Annotated in this window: 19 protein-coding genes; 1 reads left to right on the top strand and 18 read right to left on the bottom strand. The window is 68.3% G+C overall.

Going from position 1 to position 19,030, the window contains the following annotated elements:
* From AAGI91_12700 to AAGI91_12615, 18 genes are all read right to left on the bottom strand, one after another.
* A complete protein-coding gene (locus AAGI91_12700; GenBank protein MEM1043474.1) occupies window positions 1-225 on the bottom strand; it encodes a DUF4926 domain-containing protein in 225 nt (74 codons plus the stop codon).
* A gap of 581 nt (window positions 226-806) precedes the next feature.
* Window positions 807-1,484: a methyltransferase domain-containing protein gene (locus AAGI91_12695; protein MEM1043473.1), complete on the bottom strand. Its 678-nt coding sequence runs from the start codon at window positions 1,482-1,484 to the stop codon at window positions 807-809.
* Complete coding sequence (locus tag AAGI91_12690; GenBank protein ID MEM1043472.1) at window positions 1,481-2,068, bottom strand: hypothetical protein; 588 nt, start codon at window positions 2,066-2,068, stop codon at window positions 1,481-1,483. Before AAGI91_12690 ends, AAGI91_12695 begins: the two co-directional genes overlap by 4 nt.
* A complete protein-coding gene (gene recR / locus AAGI91_12685) occupies window positions 2,069-2,731 on the bottom strand; it encodes a recombination mediator RecR (GenBank protein MEM1043471.1) in 663 nt (220 codons plus the stop codon).
* 105 nt (window positions 2,732-2,836) lie between these two features.
* On the bottom strand, window positions 2,837-3,169 hold the full coding sequence (locus AAGI91_12680; GenBank protein MEM1043470.1) for a YbaB/EbfC family nucleoid-associated protein: 333 nt from the start codon (window positions 3,167-3,169) through the stop codon (window positions 2,837-2,839).
* Between the two features lie 126 nt (window positions 3,170-3,295).
* Window positions 3,296-5,350: a DNA polymerase III subunit gamma/tau gene (dnaX, locus tag AAGI91_12675; protein ID MEM1043469.1), complete on the bottom strand. Its 2,055-nt coding sequence runs from the start codon at window positions 5,348-5,350 to the stop codon at window positions 3,296-3,298.
* Window positions 5,351-5,423: 73 nt separating this feature from the next.
* Window positions 5,424-6,074, bottom strand: a complete 651-nt coding sequence (locus AAGI91_12670; GenBank protein ID MEM1043468.1) for an RDD family protein — start codon at window positions 6,072-6,074, stop codon at window positions 5,424-5,426.
* 175 nt (window positions 6,075-6,249) lie between these two features.
* Window positions 6,250-6,738, bottom strand: coding sequence for a J domain-containing protein (locus tag AAGI91_12665; protein ID MEM1043467.1), 489 nt, complete (start codon window positions 6,736-6,738; stop codon window positions 6,250-6,252).
* A 412-nt stretch (window positions 6,739-7,150) separates the two neighbouring features.
* On the bottom strand, window positions 7,151-7,792 hold the full coding sequence (locus AAGI91_12660) for a thymidine kinase (protein ID MEM1043466.1): 642 nt from the start codon (window positions 7,790-7,792) through the stop codon (window positions 7,151-7,153).
* A 44-nt stretch (window positions 7,793-7,836) separates the two neighbouring features.
* Window positions 7,837-8,553: an SH3 domain-containing protein gene (locus tag AAGI91_12655; protein ID MEM1043465.1), complete on the bottom strand. Its 717-nt coding sequence runs from the start codon at window positions 8,551-8,553 to the stop codon at window positions 7,837-7,839.
* Window positions 8,554-8,557: 4 nt separating this feature from the next.
* Complete coding sequence (locus AAGI91_12650; protein MEM1043464.1) at window positions 8,558-10,318, bottom strand: BatD family protein; 1,761 nt, start codon at window positions 10,316-10,318, stop codon at window positions 8,558-8,560.
* A gap of 86 nt (window positions 10,319-10,404) precedes the next feature.
* A complete protein-coding gene (locus AAGI91_12645) occupies window positions 10,405-11,034 on the bottom strand; it encodes a hypothetical protein (protein MEM1043463.1) in 630 nt (209 codons plus the stop codon).
* Window positions 11,031-11,672, bottom strand: a complete 642-nt coding sequence (locus AAGI91_12640; protein MEM1043462.1) for a hypothetical protein — start codon at window positions 11,670-11,672, stop codon at window positions 11,031-11,033. The genes AAGI91_12645 and AAGI91_12640 overlap by 4 nt, the downstream gene beginning before the upstream one ends.
* 101 nt (window positions 11,673-11,773) lie before the next feature.
* Window positions 11,774-12,838, bottom strand: a complete 1,065-nt coding sequence (locus AAGI91_12635; GenBank protein ID MEM1043461.1) for a VWA domain-containing protein — start codon at window positions 12,836-12,838, stop codon at window positions 11,774-11,776.
* A 100-nt stretch (window positions 12,839-12,938) separates the two neighbouring features.
* A complete protein-coding gene (locus AAGI91_12630) occupies window positions 12,939-13,925 on the bottom strand; it encodes a VWA domain-containing protein (GenBank protein MEM1043460.1) in 987 nt (328 codons plus the stop codon).
* Window positions 13,926-14,046: 121 nt separating this feature from the next.
* The gene (locus AAGI91_12625) at window positions 14,047-14,799 is read right to left on the bottom strand and encodes an NAD-dependent deacylase (GenBank protein ID MEM1043459.1); all 753 of its coding nucleotides are present in this window, start codon (window positions 14,797-14,799) and stop codon (window positions 14,047-14,049) included.
* A 59-nt stretch (window positions 14,800-14,858) separates the two neighbouring features.
* Window positions 14,859-15,887 (bottom strand): hypothetical protein, encoded by a 1,029-nt coding sequence (locus AAGI91_12620; GenBank protein MEM1043458.1) that lies wholly within the window; start codon window positions 15,885-15,887, stop codon window positions 14,859-14,861.
* Between the two features lie 2 nt (window positions 15,888-15,889).
* Entirely contained in the window at window positions 15,890-16,765 is an 876-nt protein-coding gene (locus AAGI91_12615; protein MEM1043457.1) for a DUF58 domain-containing protein, read from the bottom strand.
* A 379-nt stretch (window positions 16,766-17,144) separates the two neighbouring features.
* Here AAGI91_12615 and AAGI91_12610 point away from each other — a divergent pair, with 379 nt between their 5' ends.
* A complete protein-coding gene (locus AAGI91_12610) occupies window positions 17,145-18,875 on the top strand; it encodes an ATP-binding protein (GenBank protein ID MEM1043456.1) in 1,731 nt (576 codons plus the stop codon).
* Window positions 18,876-19,030 lie beyond the last annotated feature (155 nt).

The raw sequence follows: 19,030 nt of genomic DNA, 5'->3' as shown, positions 1-19,030 counted from the left end.
CTAGGCGGCAAGCTCGCGGGCGTGCAAAATCTCCTCCTGCCCGAGCGGTCGCACGTCGCTCGCCGAGAGCGTCTCCACCGCCACCGTCGCTCCCGACCCGGTCACGAACTCGACCTCTATCGTTTTTCCGTCAGCGTAGATGTGGACGATAGCTCCCACGTCGCCCCGGCGAAGGCTGCTGCCGGGAAGATCACGGGTCAGCACTACGGTGTCGTGCTCGCGCATGGCAAACAGATTCTTTTCAATAGCTTTAATCCGCCAAGGTTCACTCGATAGTTGCGGAGCCAAGGTGGCAGACCATTTCACCATTCAGAATCTAGTTCCATTGCATTGGAAGTGTGCTTGGTCGCAGCCTACTGAGGCGCACCATGCAGTAGTTTGATAATTTCGTCTACATGATCGAGTAGGCTAAGATTAACGTATTGATGCCAATCAAGATCTTCTTCAGCTTCCATTTGGAACCGAAGCCAAGAGACTAAACCAGCCCATTTGTCGGATGGGTAGAAGAACAGGCTCAATGGGATATTATCCATCTTACGTGCTATGTACGACACGCATCGGACAGTATCCATTGTGGCACAGAGTGGCAAGACATTGACTTTGTCTGAGTATAAGGGTATGTCTTTCATATGAAAATATTTATCCGAGTAAGATGGTGAGGTATGGTTGTAATCAGCGATACCAGTGAAAAGGAAGTCCAGATTTTCCGACTCTAGCAATGAAATTACGGATTCCATGTGATTGGCGCACGCAATGTCCACAGTTTCTGGCACCACTAATAGAATATTAGGATTCTTACTCATCTATTATACCTTCATACACTTGAGAATGAGAACATGAGGCCAGCCCACCTCGTCAGTATGGGTACCAGACATTGCTGCTGTCTCAACAGTAAATACAGGCTCTCTCATATCGATGACTTGAAGTCGATTATCTGTCAATGCTCTGAAGTATTCTGAAACCATCCACGGTTTCGTGAAGGGAATCTGGCTGATGTGATCACTATGCCTAGAGGTAAGCACTTTACGTCTTAGGGCTTGGATCGGATGGTATGTCGATATGACCAGATACCCTCCTGTCTTCATTGAGGAGCCAACGTTTCTAATAGCTTCTTGTTTGTCCTCAAACCCGCCAATGGCCATGGTGCAGAGTGCTAGGTCGTATCTACCACTGGGAAGACTTTGGGACTCGATGTCTATCTTCTTAAAACATAGTCTATCACCTATGAAGTCTCTATACTTAGTCTTTGCTGCTTTGAGCATCTCTTTGCTAGCGTCCACTCCTACTACCGTACGCGATTGCTCGAGTAGGGCTGGAATATACCTTCCTGTCCCACAACATAAATCAATAGAATGTTCGGGATCTAGGCCATATATCATTTCTAACACGTTTGGCATTTCGTACAACTCTAAATTTTTTTGCTGGTCGTCAAATTTTCCCGACCTAGCCCATTCATCATAGAAATCGATCCTAGTTTGATTCATGTTCCCTTCGCTATTTCGATTAGCATGATGGTAAAGTATATTGCGATAGAGGCGAAATATAATAGATAAAGTATTGGGAATCCCATGGTGCCTCGGAGCCACCAGAATGATCCTTTCATATTTAAGCTTCGATGACTTTTCCAATCGTTGGAGAGATATACATGTTTGCTCGCAATCGGGTCATCCGAAAATTGCTCGTTTAGGAAAAAAGTATCTTGCTGAATTACTGAAGCCCATCGATGATTAAGGCGTAGCCAAAAGAGGGATATCGCTAGAGCGACTGATGTTCCAATGAGTCCAAATATAATAGAGGTGCTACTCAGCTCGGGATTAGTAACAGCGATTACGGTGATCCCGGCAGCGATGGATGTAAGTAGCACCGTGAACTCTTTGCTCCTCTCTAGTTGATATTCCCACTCTCTCCATAGAATATCAACCGAATGCTTGAGTATATCTGCTCTGATATCGTCTCTAATTTCTTGTTTTTTAAGTTCTGTCGGAATGTTTTTTTCCTCGTCCATGGCGCAGTAGCTTTTTAGTTTTTCCTTGTTTCTGAACACCACAGAAGGAAAAAGGTTCGGCACTCACACCTGCGAGCGTCCTTCGAGGGCGCGGGTGAGCGTGGCCTCGTCGGCGTATTCGAGGTCGCCGCCGATGGGGAGGCCGCGGGCGATGCGGGTGACGCGGACGCCGAGCGGCTCCAGAAGCTGCGAGATGTAGTACGCCGTCGTGTCGCCCTCGACGTTCGGGTTCATCGCGAGGATGACTTCCTGCACCGGCTCGTGCTCGTAGGCCGCCGCGTCTTCGGCGACGCCCTCGGCGGGCTCCGGCTGGGACTCTTTCGGCGCAGCGATGCGGGCGACGAGTTCGCGCACCTTGAGGTCCTCCGGCCCGATCCCGTCGAGCGGCGAGATCACCCCGCCGAGGACGTGGTAGAGGCCCCGAAACTCGTTCGTCCGCTCCAGCGCGAGGACGTCGTTCGGCTCCTCGACCACGCAGACGACCGAGCGCGTCCGCTTGACCGACGTGCAGATCGGGCAGGGGTCGGTGTCGGTGACGTTGAAGCAGACCGAGCACTGCTTGACGCGGTCCTTGACGGCCACGAGCGCGCGGGCGATCTCGACGACCTCCTCGCGCGGCATCTTGAGCACGTAGGCCGCGAGGCGCTGCGCCGTCTTGCGCCCGACCGTCGGCAGCTTCGAGAACTGCTCGACGAGGGCTTCGACCGATTCGGAAGTGATGTGCATGAGGACGAGCTACGAATGACGAGCGAGGAACAACGAACGGGAGAGGATACGCACCGGCGGTGACGGCTTGATGTCACTCGTCGCTCGTCGCCCTGCGTTCGTCGCTCACATCATGCCGCCGAGGTCGAGGCCGGGCGGGAGGAACGAGCCGGCGGCCTTTTTCATCTCGGCCTCGCGCAGCGCCTCGGCCTCGCTGAGCGCCTTGTTGACGCCCGCCACAAGGAGGTCTTCGAGCAGTTCGAGGTCGTCGGGGTTGACGACTTCCTGCTCCATCTTGATCGCGGTGATGCGGCCCCGCCCGTCGGCGGTGACTTTGACCATGCCGCCGCCGGCCTCGGCCGTCGCGGTCTGGTTGCCGAGCGCTTCCTGCGTCTCGGCCATCTTCTGCTGCATCTCGGCCATCTTGCCGAAGAGGTCGGCCATGTTGGGCTGGTCCATAACGAAGGGGCTTGGGAGTCAGAGGGAAAGGGAGGGTGGCACGGCGTGACGGGTGGGGCGTGATCCGCGAGGTTGAGCGCGAGCGTCGAGACTGGACTCACGCACCACGTACCCACGCATCAGCCCTCACGTCCACACGATCTCGCAGCCGAACTGCTCGAAGAGGGCGCGGACCACGGGGTTCTCGTGCCGGAGTTGCTTGATGCACTCGAACGGGTCGGCCGGGGCGGCGGTTTCGTCCTCGGCCTGGACGACGAAGGCGAGCGCGGGCGGCTCGTCGCCCATCGCGCCGGCGAGGGCCTCGGCGAAGGTGCCGGTCTCGCTCTGGAGGAGGCGCTGCACGAACGTGCTCGGCACGGCGACCTGCACGGTGCCGTACTCGACTCCGACCGGCTCGACGTGGGCGAGGACGCCGGCTACGCTCGGGCGCTCCTCCTTGACCGTGGCGATCAGCCGGGGCCACACGTCGCGCACGCGCTGGAGCGAGACGCCGAAGTGCTCGTCCACGACGGTCACGCCGACCGCTTCGGCCTGCCCCTCGGCCCCGTCGCCGAGAGCGTTCGACGGGCCGTCGCCGGAGGGCTTGGTCCGCTGCAGGGCCGGCGGCCCGAACAGGCCGAGGCCGGGCATCGCAGGCGAGGCGGCAGCGGGCTCGGGCGGCGCGGCTGGAGGCTCGTCGTGAGATGGTGGGATGGCCGGTTCCGGCGCAGCGGGCTCCGTTTTCTCTTGCGCCGCTGCCTCGCCCTCGCCTAGGCTGGGACCCGACGGGCTTGCGTCCTCTGCCGGACCCTGATCCGGAGTTGGAGGGAACGCTCCCTCGGGTTCGGGGGGCAGTGCTGTCGTTGCAGCCTCGGCTGGGGGTTCAGGTGCCGGTTCGGATGCAGTCGGCTGTTCGGCTGGTGGTGCCTGGGGCGCGTAGGGAGGCGGCTCCGGCTCGGCGCTCTGTGTCGGCGCGGCCGGTGCGGCCGGTGCGGGCGCAGCGACGGCGACCTCGCCGCGCTCGATCATGCCTTCGAGCCGCTCCAGCTTCTGGATCAGCACGCGCAGGTCGGCGATGCGCTCCAGGCTGGCGAGCTTGAGGAGCGCCAGTTCCAGCTTGAGGCGCGGTTGCGGGCTGGTCTTGATCTCGCGCTCGGCCTCGTCGGTCACGAGGAGCGCGCGGAGGAGGTCCGGCTCGGTGAGGTCCCGGGCGGCGGCGAGGTAGCGCTCGCGCGTCGCGGCGTCGGCCTCGATCAGGTCGGCGGCTCCGGTGGAGACGGCGACGTAGAGCCCGCGCAGATGCTCGGCGAGGCCCGCGAGGAACTCCTGGAGGTCGTACCCGCGCCCGACAAGGGTGTCGACGAGCCGGAGCAGCCCGGCGCGGTCACCCGCCTGCGCGCGGTCCGTCACGTCGAAGAAGAGGTCGGTCTCGACGACCCCGAGGGCTTCGGCGAGTTCGGGGTAGCGGAGCGTGGTGCCGCAGAGCGAGACGGCCTGGTCGAAGATCGAGAGCGCGTCGCGGAGCGCGCCGTCGCCTTTGCGCGCGACGAGGTGGAGGCTCGCGTCGTCGGCGTCGATGCTCTCCGCGACGCAGATCTCGCGGAGCCGGTCAACGGTCTGCGGGACGGTGATGCGGCGGAAGTCGAAGCGCTGGCAGCGCGAGAGGATCGTCGGGAGGACCTTGTGCGGCTCGGTCGTGGCGAAGATGAACAGGACGTGCGGCGGCGGCTCTTCGAGGGTCTTGAGGAGCGCGTTGAAGGCCGGCTTGGAGAGCATGTGGACCTCGTCCACGATGTAGACCTTGCGGTTGGCCCCCTGCGGCGGGATGCGAAGGCGCTCCTGGAGGTCACGGATGTCGTCCACGCCGTTGTTCGAGGCCGCGTCGATCTCGGTCACGTCGAGGCTGCGGCCCTGCTCGAAGTCCTGGCAGCGGGCGCACGCCCGGCACGGCTCGGCCCCGTCGCGCGCGTCGAGCGGCGTCTCGCAGTTGATCGCCTTCGCCAGGAGGCGCGCCGCGGTCGTCTTGCCAACGCCGCGCGGTCCGCTGAAGAGGTAGGCGTGGGCGAGCCGGTCGTGGAGGAGCGCGTTCTGGAGCGTCTCCGCGACGTGCTCCTGCGAGACGAGGTCGGCGAACGTCTGCGGGCGGTACTTGCGGGCGGTGACGAGGTAGCGGTCGCTACCGGGGCGGGAGGCGTCGGCCATGAGCGGGCGGTAAGTCAGGGACCTGGCAACATACCTCTGCGCCGGGTCTCTGGCAAGCCTGCGCGCGCCGCCCTCAGGCCGGCTCAAGGACCGGCTGCACCACCTCGGTTCCCGCGAGGTCATCGCCCCAGCGGATGCCCTGCGGGTTGACCACGACCCAGTAGACCTCGTACCCGATCAGGCCGAGGGCAACGAGCAGGACGAGGACGCTCACGGCCGGCGCGATGAAGGTGAACGCCTGTGCGAAGTAGAGCGCCCCGAACATCCAGTTGCGCTGCGCCGAGACCCACGCCGTCATCGGCTCGTTGTCGAGTCGGGTGACGCTAAGACCCATGATGTTCTTCCCGAACGAGCGCTGCGGCATGTGGCGCACGTCGAGTCCGTCGGAGACGACGAAGTAGAGCGTCGCCGCGATGCCGCCGACCAGGAAGCCCACGAACCAGTCGGCGATGAGGAAGCTGCAGAGCATGTAGAGCACGCCCGCAACGGCTCCGTCGATGATCTTCGCCAGGACGCGGGGGACGAGGTTCGGCGCGACTGTCCGCGCCGTCTTCTTCGGTGTGGCATTCACCGGCGGCGGGTTGGTCGTGAAGGAGATTCCGTCGAGCGAGTCGTTGAGCGCGACGGTGTCGGGCAGGTCGGGAACGTCCTTGAAGAGGTCGGCGGGGTCCGGCTCTCCAGGGTCGTCGAAGTCCGAGAGGTGAAACGGCTCGTGTTGCTCCATCGGGTCGTCCGGCTAGAATGAGGGTGCGTGCTCAGGCCGAGCGCCGCAGTGTGTGGAGAACCTGCCCGGCGCGGCGTAGCCCCTGCCCTCCAAGCGCGGTAAACGAGGTGCTCAGGGAGGACAGGAGGTTTGTCCGACCTCCATTCAAAAGCCGTACCGACCGGGAGTGATGGGCCTAAAAGCCGAAACGCTTGCGGAAATAGGCGTAAGCCTCGTTGATCCGTTTCGTTTCGTCCTCGGCTAGGCGGCGCAGCTTGACGCCGAGCCGGGCGACCTGGTCCGGGTGGTACTCGCGGACGCGGGCCTTGTACGCCTTGCGCACGGCGTCCGGGGTCACCTCGCCCGCGAGGCCGAGCGTGGCGCGGTGGAGCCGCTCCAGGTTGACAGGGCCGACCGGCTCAGCGGCAGGGGGCGGCTCGGCGGCGGGGCGCGCGTGGCGGTGCCGGGCCCGGACGGCCCGGGCGCGGCGCTCTTTCTCGAAGTACTTGGTGCGGACCCGCTCGTGGTCCCGGCCGCCCCACCCGCGCTGCGCCTGCCCGGCCGCCTCGGCGCGCAGCCTCCGCCGCTGCGTGACGGCCACCGCAATCCGGGCACCAACGCCGGCCACGAACGCGACGAGCGCGAGGCCGAGGATCAGGACGAGGAACGATTCCGCAAAAGGCATGACGCCGGTAGGACGCACCATCCCCGCTCCGGGTTGCTTGGGTCTGATTCGTGAAACGCGACGCGTGACTTCCGCTTCTGCGGTGATGCAAGGCATGTTTCGCGGAGTTCGGCAGAGCGGACGCCTCCCCGCGTCCCCACCCCGCAAGCCCCGGCAGGACGACCTCTGGTAAGACTTGGTAGGGCGCGCTTGCCGAGCGCGCCGTTGCACCGGGCTCAGAAGCTGCTTGGGATTCACGACCGTGGGCTGCGAGCGGATGCAAAGCGCCCCGTCCGCTCGTCGCTAGAGCCTGCCCCGGACGCCGATCCGGGGGCATCGAGCTCCTCCCTCGCCTTGACACGTTCGCTTCTCGCTCGCTCTCGCCTACGCGCTCCAAATCCAAACAGCTTCTGAGCGCAACGTGCTCTAGGTCTCACGCGTCGCGCGCCGCCACCTGCTCCGGTTGCTCGGCCGGTCGGGGTTGCTTCGGCGCGTCTTTCGACCCTGGCGGCTCGAAGTGGAGACGGCAGCGGGGCTCGTAGGCCTCTTTCTCGCCGACGAGCACCCGGTCGTCGCTGGCAATGAGGCGCTGCGAGTGGTTGGCCGGCGCGCCGCAGACGACGCAGATCGCGTGGAGCTTCGTCACGAACTCCGCGACGGCCATGAGCTGGGGAATCGGCTCGAAGGGGCGGCCCCGGAAGTCCTGGTCGAGGCCGGCGACGATCACGCGGCGCCCCTGCCGGGCGAGGGCTTCGCAGACGCCGACGATCTCGCTTCCGAAGAACTGCGCCTCGTCGACCCCGATCACGGCGGCCTCGCCCGCGAGCAGCAGCATCTGGTCGGCGGTATCGACGACGATCGACGGGATGGCGTTCTCATCGTGCGAGACCACGGCCGTCTGCGCGTACCGGTTGTCGAGCGCGGGCTTGAAGATCTCGACCTGCTGCCGGGCGATGCGGGCGCGCTTGAGGCGGCGGATCAGCTCCTCCGTCTTCCCGCTGAACATCGACCCGCAGACGACCTCGATCCATCCGCGGCGTTCGGCGTCGGTGGTAGGGAGGACGTGGGGTTCCATGCGCGGCGGCAGCTAGGCGGGACCGGAAGGTACCACCGCGCCTGCTAAATCTCTTCCAACGCGGAGGCTTCGACCCAGCCTTCGCCCCCACCGGGCAGGCGGACAGCGCGCCACAGGCCGCGCTGCGCGGTGACGGCGAGGACGAGGCCTTCAGGCGCCGCGTCTACGGCCGCCGCTGCGCTCGAGGGACTACTCAGGACGTTGGTGTCGGCCATCACGACGGCACGGGGCGACGCCTCGTGCTGCACGGTGAGCCGGGTCGCCGCCGCGACGAGAACAGCGAGAGGCACGAGCACGACGAGGCCCCGCCGCAGCCACGGGCGCGGCTCTTTCGTCCAGAGTCGGAACCCGACGAGGCCTAGCACGGCGAGGTAGACCACGAGCAGAAATGCCGCTAGGCCGCCCGCGCCGACGTGCGCAGCGAGCCACGCAGCGGCGGCGTCGGTGGGAGAGCGGAGCGGGGCCGGCGTGCCGGCCTCTTCGCGGACGAGCCGGAGGCGCTGCCGGACAGCTTCGTGTCGGGGCGCGAGGCGGTGTGCTCGTTCGGCGTGGAGCACGGCCCGCCCGAGCTGCCCGGCCTTCAGGTACGCATGCCCGAGGTTGAGTTCGAGTTCGGGGCTCGTCCAGCCGGTGCGGAGCGCGCCCTCGTAGGCCGCCGCCGCCCCGCGCAGGTCGCCCTCGCTCGTGAGCGCGTTGCCGAGCGCGAACAGGCGGTCGGCCTCAGCCTGGGGCGCGAACATCAGGAGAGCGAGCAGCAGCATCGGGTCAGGCGGCTTCGACGGGTGCGGCTTCGTCGTCGACGGCCGCCATCAGCCGCGTCGCACGCTCCAGGGTGTCGGCGGGTGGAGCCTGGGGGCGCGGTGCGAACGGAGCCGCGTCGCTCTCGCGCAGGAGCCGGAGCACCTCGCGCCGGCTCTCGGGCGTTACGCCGCGCTCGGCGAGGAGCGCGCCGAGGTCGGGGAGGGCGAGGCTGCGCGCGGACGTGGCGAGGCGGTCGGTGAGGAACAGACGGAGGGTCTGGTCGAGGGCGGCGTAGAACGCGCGCGGCGCGTCCGCGTCGAGGTGGGCGGCGGCGGCTTCGAGGCCGCGCTGGGCCTCGGGGAAAGCGCGGAGGCTGCGCGCGGCAGCGGTGTCGTCGTCGCGGTCCCGGAGGTGGCGGACGAGCGCGAGGCCGAGGAGGGCGAGTGCTGGCAGCCCGAAGCCGGCCCATACCCACGGCTGCTGCCACAGGGGCACCGCCTCGCGGACCCGCTGCCACGTCGCCGTTTCGAGCGGCCCGGCGAACGCCTCGCTCGTCCCGGAGGGCGCGGCCTCCGCCCTGGGCGCGGCCGGCCCGATTACCTGGAGCCGGAGCGAGTCGGAGCGCAGCGTCCGGTAGGCCGCGGCCTCGGGCTCGAAGTAGCTCCACTCCAGCGGCGGCAGGACGAACCGGCCGCCGGAGCGGGGGACGATGGTGAAGGTGAATGCTTTCTCGCCGCGCAGCCGCTCGGCGCTTCGGGTGATCCGCTCGCTCGTGCGGGCCGGGTACTGCTCGAACGCGCCGGGTGCCTGCCAGCGCGGGGCTTCGAGCGTGGCGATGTTGCCCGTGCCCGAGAGCGTCGCCGTGACGCGGACCGGCTCGCCCACGTCGACGCTGCTCCGGTCGGCCTGGACGGCGAGGCCGAACTGCCCGACGGCCCCGTTGAAGGAGGCGGGCGCGTCCGGCGGCAGCGGCCGCGTCTCGACGGCCACACGCGGCGCGGTCAGCGTCTCGCGCTCGAAGCGGGAGCTGAACGGGTTGCGGAACAGCCCGCCCGAGCGCTGCGACCGCCGCGACCGCAGCACGTCGATCTCGATGTCGAGCGAGTCCACGGCGAGGGGGCCGGTGCGCGTCGGGAAGAGGGCGAGCCGCTTGATCGGGGCCGCCTCGAAGGTGCGCCCGTCGATGACGACGGTGCGCGTGCCGAGGAAGCGGTCGAGGTTGAGCTCCTCGCGCCAGAACCCGTCGGCGTCCCACGCGCTCGCGATCCGGCTGTTGCGCGGGCGAACATTCGACTCGAAGTAGAGCACGTAGTCCACGACGACCTGCTCGCCGAGCCACACCGCGTCCGACGACGGCTCGGCACGGATGAAGAGGTCGGAGGCGCGCTCCAAGTCCGGCCGCGGCGTAGCCCGCAGCCTGGGCGACCACAGCGCCGACGCGGGGCGCTGCGACTGCGGGACGACCGTCACCTCGATCTGTGCGGTCGTGTAGGCTTGCCCGTCGAGGCGGAGCGTGGCCTCGCCGAAGCGTGCGGTGCCGGTGCTGAGCGGCCGGTACTGCCACTGGAGCCGGAGCCGCTGCCGCGTCTGCCCGCCTGCGACCGACACGTCCCAACTCTGGACCGGGCTGGTCTGGGCCGCCGCCAGGCCGCGCGTCTCGGGCGCGGTGATTCGGCCGAGGTCGCGGAAGTCGCCGCTGGCCTCGACGGTGTAGAGCAGCACCTCGCTGTCGCCCATCGTGGTCTTGTCCACGTAGGCGTGGACCGTCACCTGCGCCGCTGCCATCGGCGCGAGCCATAACGCGAACCCTAGCACTGCCCACGGCGCTCGGCTCCTACTCGTCGCTCGTCGCTCGTTCCTCGTCACTCGTCTCACCAGTCTTTTTCGACGTAGCGGGGGCGGGCGCGGCGGCGCTGCACGTCGCGGAGCAGCTCCAGCTCGTCGGTCTGGATAGCGCGGAGGATGCGCTCGGCCTCCTCGCGGCTCATCTCGCCGGGCTTGACCTCGAACGGCGTTCCGGTGCCGTCGCCGGCCTGCGGGTCCGCCTCGACCTCGCCTTCGCTCCCGGCGTCGGCTTCGCGCTCGTCGGGCGCGGGCTGGTCCTCGGGCGGCAGCGGCTGCTCGCCTGACTCCTGCTCGTCGCCCGGTTGCTGCTGCTCGCCCTCCTGCTCGGATTCGTTCTGGGGGTCCTCGCCGGTCTCGGCCTCCGCGTCCGACTGCTGCGCGCCCTCGCCGGGCTGCTGCTCGTCGGCGTTCTCGGCCTCCTGCTCGTCGCCGCCGCCGCCCTGCTCCTGCTGCCGCTCGCGGATCTTCTCGAGGAGCGCCTGGAGCTTGGCGTCGGCCGGGTCGAGGGCCAGCCCGGCCTCGGCCGCCGCCTCGGCCCCCGCGTTCTGCTCGCCGATGTAAAGCTGCGCGGCGGTGTGGTAGTAGTCCGTCGCCGACTGCGCCGCGACTGGCAGCGCGGCGACCCAGAGAAAGAGAAGGGGTAGCAGGCGCGTCATGGTTGCTCGGTGGTCCGTTCGTCGATCTCGACGACCGCGCTCAGGCGGCCGAGGAAGTCGCCGTAGGCCTGCAGGGTCGAGTCGGTGAGGAAGCCGCGCTGCATCGTTTCGAGCGCCGCGCGGTACTGCTGCGCCGCGACGAGCGAGTCAGCCTGGGCTTTGAGCTGCTGGGCGAAGGGCGAGGGTTGGACACGCTCGGACTCGGGCTGCTGCGAGGGGTCGGACTCGGTCCGGCGCTTGACGTACTCGTAGTTGAACTTGGCGTCGGCGTGGTCCGGCTCGGCGAGGAGAGCCTGGCGGTAGAACCCGAGCGCGGTCCCGAGGTTTTGCTGCCGGGCCACGGCGTTGCCGGCGTTGTAGGCAGCCCGCGCCTGCGCCCGCGGTGTCAGCGCGGCCGCGAGCGCGGCTTCGAAGGCGGTCTGCGCCTCGGCGAACGCTTCCTGCTCGTAGAGCGCGCAGCCGAGGTTGTTGAGGAGAGACGAGCGCGTCGCCTCGTCCTGGCTCCGGTCGAGCCCGTCGCGGTAGAGCGCGGCCGCCTCCTCGAACGCCTCTTCGCCGTAAAGCCCGTTCGCACGGCGGCCCTCGTCCGCCCCGGCCGGGACGGTGAAGAGGAGCAGCGCGAGGGCGAGGCGGGGCACGGGAGGAGTGGGAGGAGTGGGAGGAGTGGGAGGAGTGGGAGGAGTGGGAGGAGTGGGAGGAGTGGGAGGAGTGGGAGGAGTGGAAAGAAAAGCCGAGAAAGTTAACGAGACCCCTGTGCTCCGCGCCAACCGTCCACCGTCTCACCGTCCACCGTCTCACTGTCCTCTGTCCTCCGCCTGACGGCCACGAGGCGCTCGGCGGCGAGGAGCAGGAGGGCGAAGGCGAGCGGCCACTGGTACTGCTCGGCGAACGTCTCGAAGGCTTCGCTGGCGACGGGGCCTCGGTCGAGACGAGCGAGGTCGGCGGTTATTTCCGGCAGCGTGCTCGCGCTGCGGTCGATCCGGTAGTAGGCCCCGCCGGCCACGAGGTCGCGCAGCGCTGCCTCGTTGAGTTGGCTCTGGACGGTCCGGCCGCTGCGGTCGGTCTTGTAACCGGCGAGCCGGTTGTTGCGGAGCACGGGAATCGGCCCGCCCTCTGCGCTCCCGACGCCCGCCGCGAAGACGGCCACCCCGTCCTCGCCGATCTGGGCGAGCGTGGGCCGGAAGCCGCCCTCGTGGTTCTCGCCGTCGGAGATCACGAGGAGCGCCCGGGCGCGCGCCTCGCTTCCTTCGAGCCGGTCGTCGGCCCCGTCAAAGGCCTGACTGGCGACGCGGAGCGCCTGGTTGAAGTTGGTGCCCTGGGTCGGGATGAGCGACGGTTCGGCGGCGTCGAGGAAGAGGCGGACGGCCCCGAAGTCGCTCGTCAGCGGGCACTGGAGAAACGCCTCGCCCGCGAACACCACGAGCCCGACCCGGCTCCCGGCGAGGTCGTCGAGGAGCCGGTCGATCTCGTACTTCGCCTTGGCGAGCCGGCTCGGAGCCACGTCCTCAGCGCGCATCGACTCCGATATGTCGAGCGCGATTACCACGTCGAGGCCTTCCTGCTGGACCTCGCGGAGCTGGGTCCCGTAGCGCGGCCCGGCGAGCGCCACCCCGAGGGCGAGCAGCGCCACCACGACGAGCGCCGCCTGCCACCGCCGCTGCCGCGCCACCGAATCCGCGTACGCATCCCGGCTCGCAAACCGCCGGAGCGCCTCGCGCCGCCGCGCCGCTGCCCACGCGAAGAGCGCCGCCGCGAGAGGCACGGCGGTGAGGGCAAGCAGCCAAGCAGGATGCGACCAGGTCATAGGCGGGGAAGAGCGGAAGCACGGAGGAGCGGGAGAATGGTTACGCGGCGAGGTGCACGATCTTTCGCTCTTCCATTCCTCCGCTCTTTCAATCTTGTCGTCATGGCACGCGGCGGAGTCGGGTGGTGGAGAGCAGGACTTCGAGGAGGAGCAGGCCGAAGGCGGGCCAGAGGAAGAGGGCGTAGCGCTCGTCCACGTCGAGGTAGCTCGTCTCCTGGACCTCGGTCGTCTCAAGCTCCGATATTTCGTCGTAGATCGCGGCGAGGGCTTCGCGGTCGGTGGCGCGGAAGTAGCGCCCGCCGGTCTTCTCGGCGACCGTCGTCAGCATCGCCTCGTCGATCTGGGCCGACTGCGGGAGGAGCTGGCGCATCCGGTCCGGGAGGCGCCGGCCGAAGGCGTCGCGCCCCTCGGAGCCGACCCCGATGGCGTAGACCTTGACCCCGATGGCCTCGGCCACGTCGGCGGCGGTTGCGGGGTCGACCTCGCCGCGGTTGTTCTGGCCGTCGGTGAGCAGGATGATGACCTTGCTCTCGGCCTCGGAGTCGCGCAGCCGCGCCGTCGCCGTGGCGAGCGCGGTGCCAATCGCGGTGCCGTCCTCGATCAGTCCCATCTGCACGCTCCGCAGCATCTCCTTGAGGAAGTCGTAGTCGAGCGTGAGCGGGGCCTGGGTGTAGGCCTGGGCCGCGAAGACGATCAGCCCGATCCGGTCGGACGTGCGCCCGTCGACGAACCGCGCGGCCACGTCCTTCGCCGCCTCGAACCGGTTGGGCCGGAAGTCCTCGGCCTTCATCGAGGTCGAGAGGTCGAGCACCATGATGATGTCGATGCCCTCGGCGCTGCGCTCGACGACCGTGTCGCGGATCTGCGGCCGGGCGAGGGCGAGGATGCCGAGCGTGAGCGCGCCGAGCCGGAGGACCGCCGGGAGGCCGCGCAGCCGCACCCACACGGTCGGCGCAACGGTCTCGGCGGCGGACGTGTCGGAGAAGGACAGGCTGGCCGGACGCCGCCGCGCACGCCGCCACTCCCACCATGCCAGCGCGGGCACGGCGAGGAGCAGGAGCAGGAAGAGGGGGTGCGCGAAGACCATCAGACGCTCCGGTGAGAGGCACCTGTAGGGGCGAACGGCCGTTCGCCCTGATCGGGACCGAGGCCAGGCGGGGCATACGGCCGTATGCCCCTACACCAGCAGAAACGATAGAGGCGACGCGTCATTGTTTCCGCACCCGCACGGCCTCGACGAGCGCCGGCAGCACCTCGCCGGACGGCCCGAGCACGACCTCGCTCATCTCGCCCGCAATCGCGCTGGGCTCGACGTTGACCTCAGCGACGTACGCCCCGGCTTCTCTCGCGATGAGCGGCAGGCTAGCCGCCGGGTAGACCACGGCGCTCGTCCCGAGGGACAGAAACACATCGGCCTGCGCGGCGGCTTCGGCAGCGCGCTCCATCGCCCCCTCGGGCAGCCTCTCGCCGAACCAGACCACGTCGGGCCGGAGCAGCCCGCCGCACACCCGGCACCGCGCCTCGGCCCCGTCCTCGATGGCGGCGAGGTCGCCGCGCGTGGCCGGGGTGCCGCAGTCGGCGCAGTAGCTCCGCGTGAGGTTGCCGTGGAGTTCGACGATGCGCTCGGTCCCGGCGCGGCGGTGGAGGTCGTCCACGTTCTGCGTGGCGAGCAGAAAGTGCGGCACCATCCGCTCTAGCTCCGCGAGGGCGGTGTGGCCCGGGTTCGGCTGCACCTCCTCGACGACGGCGCGGCGGTGGGCGTACCAGCCCTGCACGAGCACGGGGTTGGCGAGGAACGCGTCGATGTTGGCCAGTTCCTCGGGCCGGAACTGCTGCCACAGCCCGCCGGGGTCGCGGAAGGTCGGGACGCCGCTCTCGGCCGAGATGCCGGCTCCGGTGAGGACAGCCACGCGCTCGGCGCGGGCGAGACGTTCGACGAGGGTGTCGGTGAAGGGGGGCACGGAGGGTCGGAGGACGGTGGGCGTGGAAGGTAGGCAGGGTAAGGAGAGATGGGTCGCGTTCATCCGGCAGGCTGTCCCTCCACGCCCTCCTTACTCTCCTCGCCTTCCGCGCTGTCCTCTTCCCGCGCAGCGCGGGCGGCCTCGATGGCGGCGACGGCTTCGCGTGCTCGGGTGAGTGCGGTCGCGTGCGTCGCCGGGTCCGGCTGGACCTCGGCGAACTTGGCGAGGTCGGCCAGGCGCAGTACCGAGGCAATGCGCTTGTGCGCGGCCTCGGGCACGTCGTCTCCGTGCTCGGCGAGCGCATCGGCCAGCTCCCGCGTCGTCTGCTCCAGCGCGGGGACGCGGAGGGTGCGGGCGAGGTAGGTCCGCAGCGCCTCCGACAGCTCGACGTAGAATGGCTTGACGGCGGCGGGCGTGCCGGGCAACCTCGCCGCGAGCGCGTCGAAGCGGACGGTCGCTTCTTCGTGCGCTGGCAGCGCCGAGGCCAGTGCGGGACGGCGGCGGCGCTGGCGGAGCCACGCCCACAGCGCGACGAGGAGGGCGAGGACAAGGAGCGCCGCAGTCAGCCACGGTCCCCACGCCCGCGGGAACGTGGCGAGCGGCGCGAGGCCTTTGGGCCGGGCCGTCGTGTCGGCGGGCACGAGTGAGCGGACGCCGACGAACGCCGAGCGCGAGGCCACGACGGTCGTGTCCGTGCCGCGCACGATCCGCACCGGTACCGGCCCGACGCGCGCCGAGTCGAGCGCGAACGTCGCTGCCTCGAACACGGCGCTGTCCACGCGCACCGCGCCGCGCTCGGCCGGGGGGAGGCGGCGGCGGCCGAGCAGTTCGGCCTCGCCGGCTTCGAGCGGGGCGCGCACCGCCTCAGCCGCGCCGGGCGGTTCGGGAAAGACGACCTGCACGCCCGGCGCGTGCTCGACCGCGACGGCGACCTCGAAGCGCTCGCCGACGGTCACGCTGTCGGCGAGGACGTGGAGCCGGACGGTCTGCGCCGAGACCGGAGCAGCCAGCAGCAGCGCCAGCACCACCGCAGGGGCGACCGGCCGGTCGCCCCTACGCCATAGACGGAGGCAGGCGGTGACGCTCATCGTTACGCCGCCCGGTTGCGCTGCCGGAAAAACCCGACGAGCGGCTCGACGTAGTCCTCGTCGGTCTGCACGCGGACGGTGTCCACGCGGGCGCTCCGCAGCGCCGTCTCGATCTCGGCCTGCCGCGCCTCGGCCTGCCGGGCGAACGCCTCGCGCGCGGCACGGCTGCCGGTATCGACGAGCACTGGGCGGCCCGACTCCGCGTCGCGCAGCGTGAGCAGACCGACGTTCGGCAGGGCGACCTCGCGCGGGTCGCGGAGGTGGACGGCGACCACGTCGTGCCGCGCCGAGAGGGCGCGGAGCTTGCGCTCGTAGCCCCGGTCGAAGAAGTCGCTGACGACGACCACAATCGCGCGGCGGCGGAGGACGTGGAGGAGGTGGTCGAGGGCGGCGGTGATGCGGGTGCCCGCCGCCTGCGGCGCGTGGGCGAACACGTCGCGGACGATGCGGAGGACGTGGCGGCGGCCCTTCTTCGGCGGGACGAAGCGCTCGACCCGGTCCGAGAACAGGAGCAGCCCCACCTTATCGTTGTTGCGGACCGCGCTGAAGGCGAGGACGGCGCACAGCTCGGCCGCCACCTCGCGCTTCTCGACCCCGCCCGTCCCGAAACGCTCGCTGCCCGAGACGTCGACGGCGAGCACGAGGGTCTGCTCGCGCTCCTCCTCGTAGAGCTTGACGTAGGTCTCGCCGGTCCGCGCCGACACGTTCCAGTCGATCGTCCGCACGTCGTCGCCGATCTGGTAGGGGCGGACCTCGGAGAACTCGATCCCGCGCCCCTTGAACGCCGAGTGGTACTCGCCGCCGAAGACGTCGTTGACGAGGCCTTTCGTGCGGATCTCGAGGTGGCGGATTTTGCTGAACAGGTCGCGGGGAATCACGCAGCGTGACCGAAGGCGAGGAGGAAAGACGGAGGATAGCGACGAAACACGTTGCAGCGCAGCGCAGCCTCAGCAAAATGCGCAAGGTACAGCCCGACGTCTGCGAAACGAGACCCCGCTACCCCACCGGCTCGCATATCTGGTACCTTGCACATCACAGGTATCGCTGCACGAAATTGCCGGCTCATTTATGATCCAAGTTGCGCCCCGTCTATCCGCCGTGCCTGTTGACCGCAGACAGAGCCTGCCCCGGACACCGATCCGGGGGACGGCAGACTGCCGCGAGTGAGGGAAACCGGCGGTCCGCCGTCTGCGGTCTCTGCTCACCAGCCACAGGGTCTCACAGCCTGGGTCTTGTACGATTCCTCGGTACGGTTCCATGCGTCTTCAGATTCCCCCGGCGCTCGCGCCCCGCACGACGTTTCGAGAAGCGCGCGCGCCCGAGTTCATGACCGCGCTCCGGGCACGGCCGAAGCCACCCCCGCTCGGCCGCTGGCTCCTGGTAAGCGCAGGCTACATCCTGCTGTACCGCCTCGTGTTCGAGGGCTCGACCTGGCTGCGCGTGGAGGAAGACTTCTCGCTGTGGTACCCCCCGGCAGGGCTCGACGTGGCCCTGGTCGCCATCTTCGGGTCGTGGTTTGCGCCGGCGGTGGTGATCAACCAGGTCGTGCTCCTGAGCGGGTGGCTCGGGACGCCGAGCGTGATCGCGTCGCTCGGGTGGGGCTGGACGCTCGTCTACGCGCTCGGGCAGGGGGTGGTCTACGGCGGCCTCGCGGCTGTGCTGCTGGTCTACCTCGGGTGCAACCCGCGCCTGCGCCACGTCCGCGACGTGACGTTTTTTCTGGTGCTGATGGTGGTGGTCGCGCCGGCGCTGCTGGGCGCGTGGAAGGTCGGCATCTTCGTCCTCACAGACGCGCTGCCGGCGTCGTCGTTCTGGCCGCAGCTGCTCGGGTACACGGTCGGGGACGGAACCGGCATCGCCCTACTCGTACCCGTCCTAGCCGTGCTGCTGCGCCCGTTCCCGAAGCTGTGGTGGGACCATTCCCTGCGGCCATCCGAGGGGGTCGAGTGGAGCCCCACCTCGAAGCACCTGCTCGAACTGGCGCTCACCGCGGCCGGGTCGCTCGCCGCGTGCTGGTTCATTTTCGCCGCCCAGCCGGAGCCCGCCCTGGAGGTGACGTATCTGCTCTTCGCGCCCATCGTGTGGCTCGCAGCCCGGTACGGGATGCCCGGCGCGGCGCTGGGTGCCCTCGTCGTCAACCTCGCGGCGGCCTTCATCGTGGCCCCGGCCGAATTGCCCCAGGTGAACCCCTACACGGTGCAGTTCGGGATGTTCACGATGACAGTGATCGGCCTCTACCTCGGGGCTTACGTCTCGTCGCGGCGGCGGTCCGTGCAGCGGATGATCGAGGCGGTCGCGCTGACCGACCAGATGAACCGGACGAGGCAGACGATGCTGATGAACCTCTCAGAGGAGGTGCGCCCCCCGCTGACGGCAGCCTCTCGGTCGGTCAATGCGCTGGCCGACCTCGCGTCCTCGGAGCAGGCTGCGCTCCTTGCCACGTTCAAAAGCAGCACCTACCGGCTCGTGCGGACCCTGGACCGGATGACGGACTTCGCCCGCGTCGAAGCCGGCGAGGTGAAGGTGGAAGCTGAGACCGTAGACCTCGCCGCCGTCACGCGCCGCCTCGTGGCGGAGGCGGCACCTGAAGCCAGAGGCAAGGGCATCGACCTGCTGCCGGAGATCGCCACGTCAGTCCGGGTCGTGGCCGATCCGGTGCTGCTCCCGCGTACGCTCCGGCCGCTCGTAGGGAACGCCGTGGCCTATACCGAGAAGGGGTTCGTGACGGTGCGGGTGAGCGCCGAGGACGGCGAGGGCGTGTGTGCCGTCGTCGACAGCGGGTGCGGGATGACGCCGGAGAACCTGAGGCGCGCCTTCGAGCCGTTCTCGGACCGGAACACCGACCCCGACTACCCCCGGCTCGGGATCGGGCTGGCGATCGCGCGCGGGCTGGCCGAGGCCCAGGGCGGCCGGATCGACGCGACGAGCGCGCCCGGCGTGGGCTCGGTGTTCACGCTCCGGCTGCCGCTGGCCGCGCGCGGACTGTAGGTCTGGGAGTGTGGGAGTGTGGGAGGCAAGCAAAACCACGAAAACTACCGAGGCCGTCGCGCGCTGCGCTAGCGATCTTCGCCCATCCGCCCATCCGCCCATCCGCCCATCCGCCCATCCGCCCATCCGCCCATCCGCCCATCCGCCCATCCGCC

Source organism: Bacteroidota bacterium, assembly GCA_038746285.1.
Taxonomy (GTDB): Bacteria; Bacteroidota; Rhodothermia; order Rhodothermales; family JANQRZ01; genus JANQRZ01.
This window is presented reverse-complemented; position numbering and strand designations above follow the sequence as displayed.

Coding starts and splice junctions, on each gene's coding strand:
- AAGI91_12620 (MEM1043458.1), bottom strand. CDS start 15,887: ATGAGCGTCACCGCCTGCCTCCGTCTATGGCGTAGGGGCGACCGGCCG.
- AAGI91_12610 (MEM1043456.1), top strand. CDS start 17,145: ATGCGTCTTCAGATTCCCCCGGCGCTCGCGCCCCGCACGACGTTTCGA.
- AAGI91_12650 (MEM1043464.1), bottom strand. CDS start 10,318: ATGGCAGCGGCGCAGGTGACGGTCCACGCCTACGTGGACAAGACCACG.
- AAGI91_12665 (MEM1043467.1), bottom strand. CDS start 6,738: ATGCCTTTTGCGGAATCGTTCCTCGTCCTGATCCTCGGCCTCGCGCTC.
- recR (MEM1043471.1), bottom strand. CDS start 2,731: ATGCACATCACTTCCGAATCGGTCGAAGCCCTCGTCGAGCAGTTCTCG.
- AAGI91_12670 (MEM1043468.1), bottom strand. CDS start 6,074: ATGGAGCAACACGAGCCGTTTCACCTCTCGGACTTCGACGACCCTGGA.
- AAGI91_12630 (MEM1043460.1), bottom strand. CDS start 13,925: ATGGTCTTCGCGCACCCCCTCTTCCTGCTCCTGCTCCTCGCCGTGCCC.
- dnaX (MEM1043469.1), bottom strand. CDS start 5,350: ATGGCCGACGCCTCCCGCCCCGGTAGCGACCGCTACCTCGTCACCGCC.
- AAGI91_12700 (MEM1043474.1), bottom strand. CDS start 225: ATGCGCGAGCACGACACCGTAGTGCTGACCCGTGATCTTCCCGGCAGC.
- AAGI91_12680 (MEM1043470.1), bottom strand. CDS start 3,169: ATGGACCAGCCCAACATGGCCGACCTCTTCGGCAAGATGGCCGAGATG.
- AAGI91_12660 (MEM1043466.1), bottom strand. CDS start 7,792: ATGGAACCCCACGTCCTCCCTACCACCGACGCCGAACGCCGCGGATGG.
- AAGI91_12655 (MEM1043465.1), bottom strand. CDS start 8,553: ATGCTGCTGCTCGCTCTCCTGATGTTCGCGCCCCAGGCTGAGGCCGAC.
- AAGI91_12635 (MEM1043461.1), bottom strand. CDS start 12,838: ATGACCTGGTCGCATCCTGCTTGGCTGCTTGCCCTCACCGCCGTGCCT.
- AAGI91_12695 (MEM1043473.1), bottom strand. CDS start 1,484: ATGAATCAAACTAGGATCGATTTCTATGATGAATGGGCTAGGTCGGGA.
- AAGI91_12645 (MEM1043463.1), bottom strand. CDS start 11,034: ATGACGCGCCTGCTACCCCTTCTCTTTCTCTGGGTCGCCGCGCTGCCA.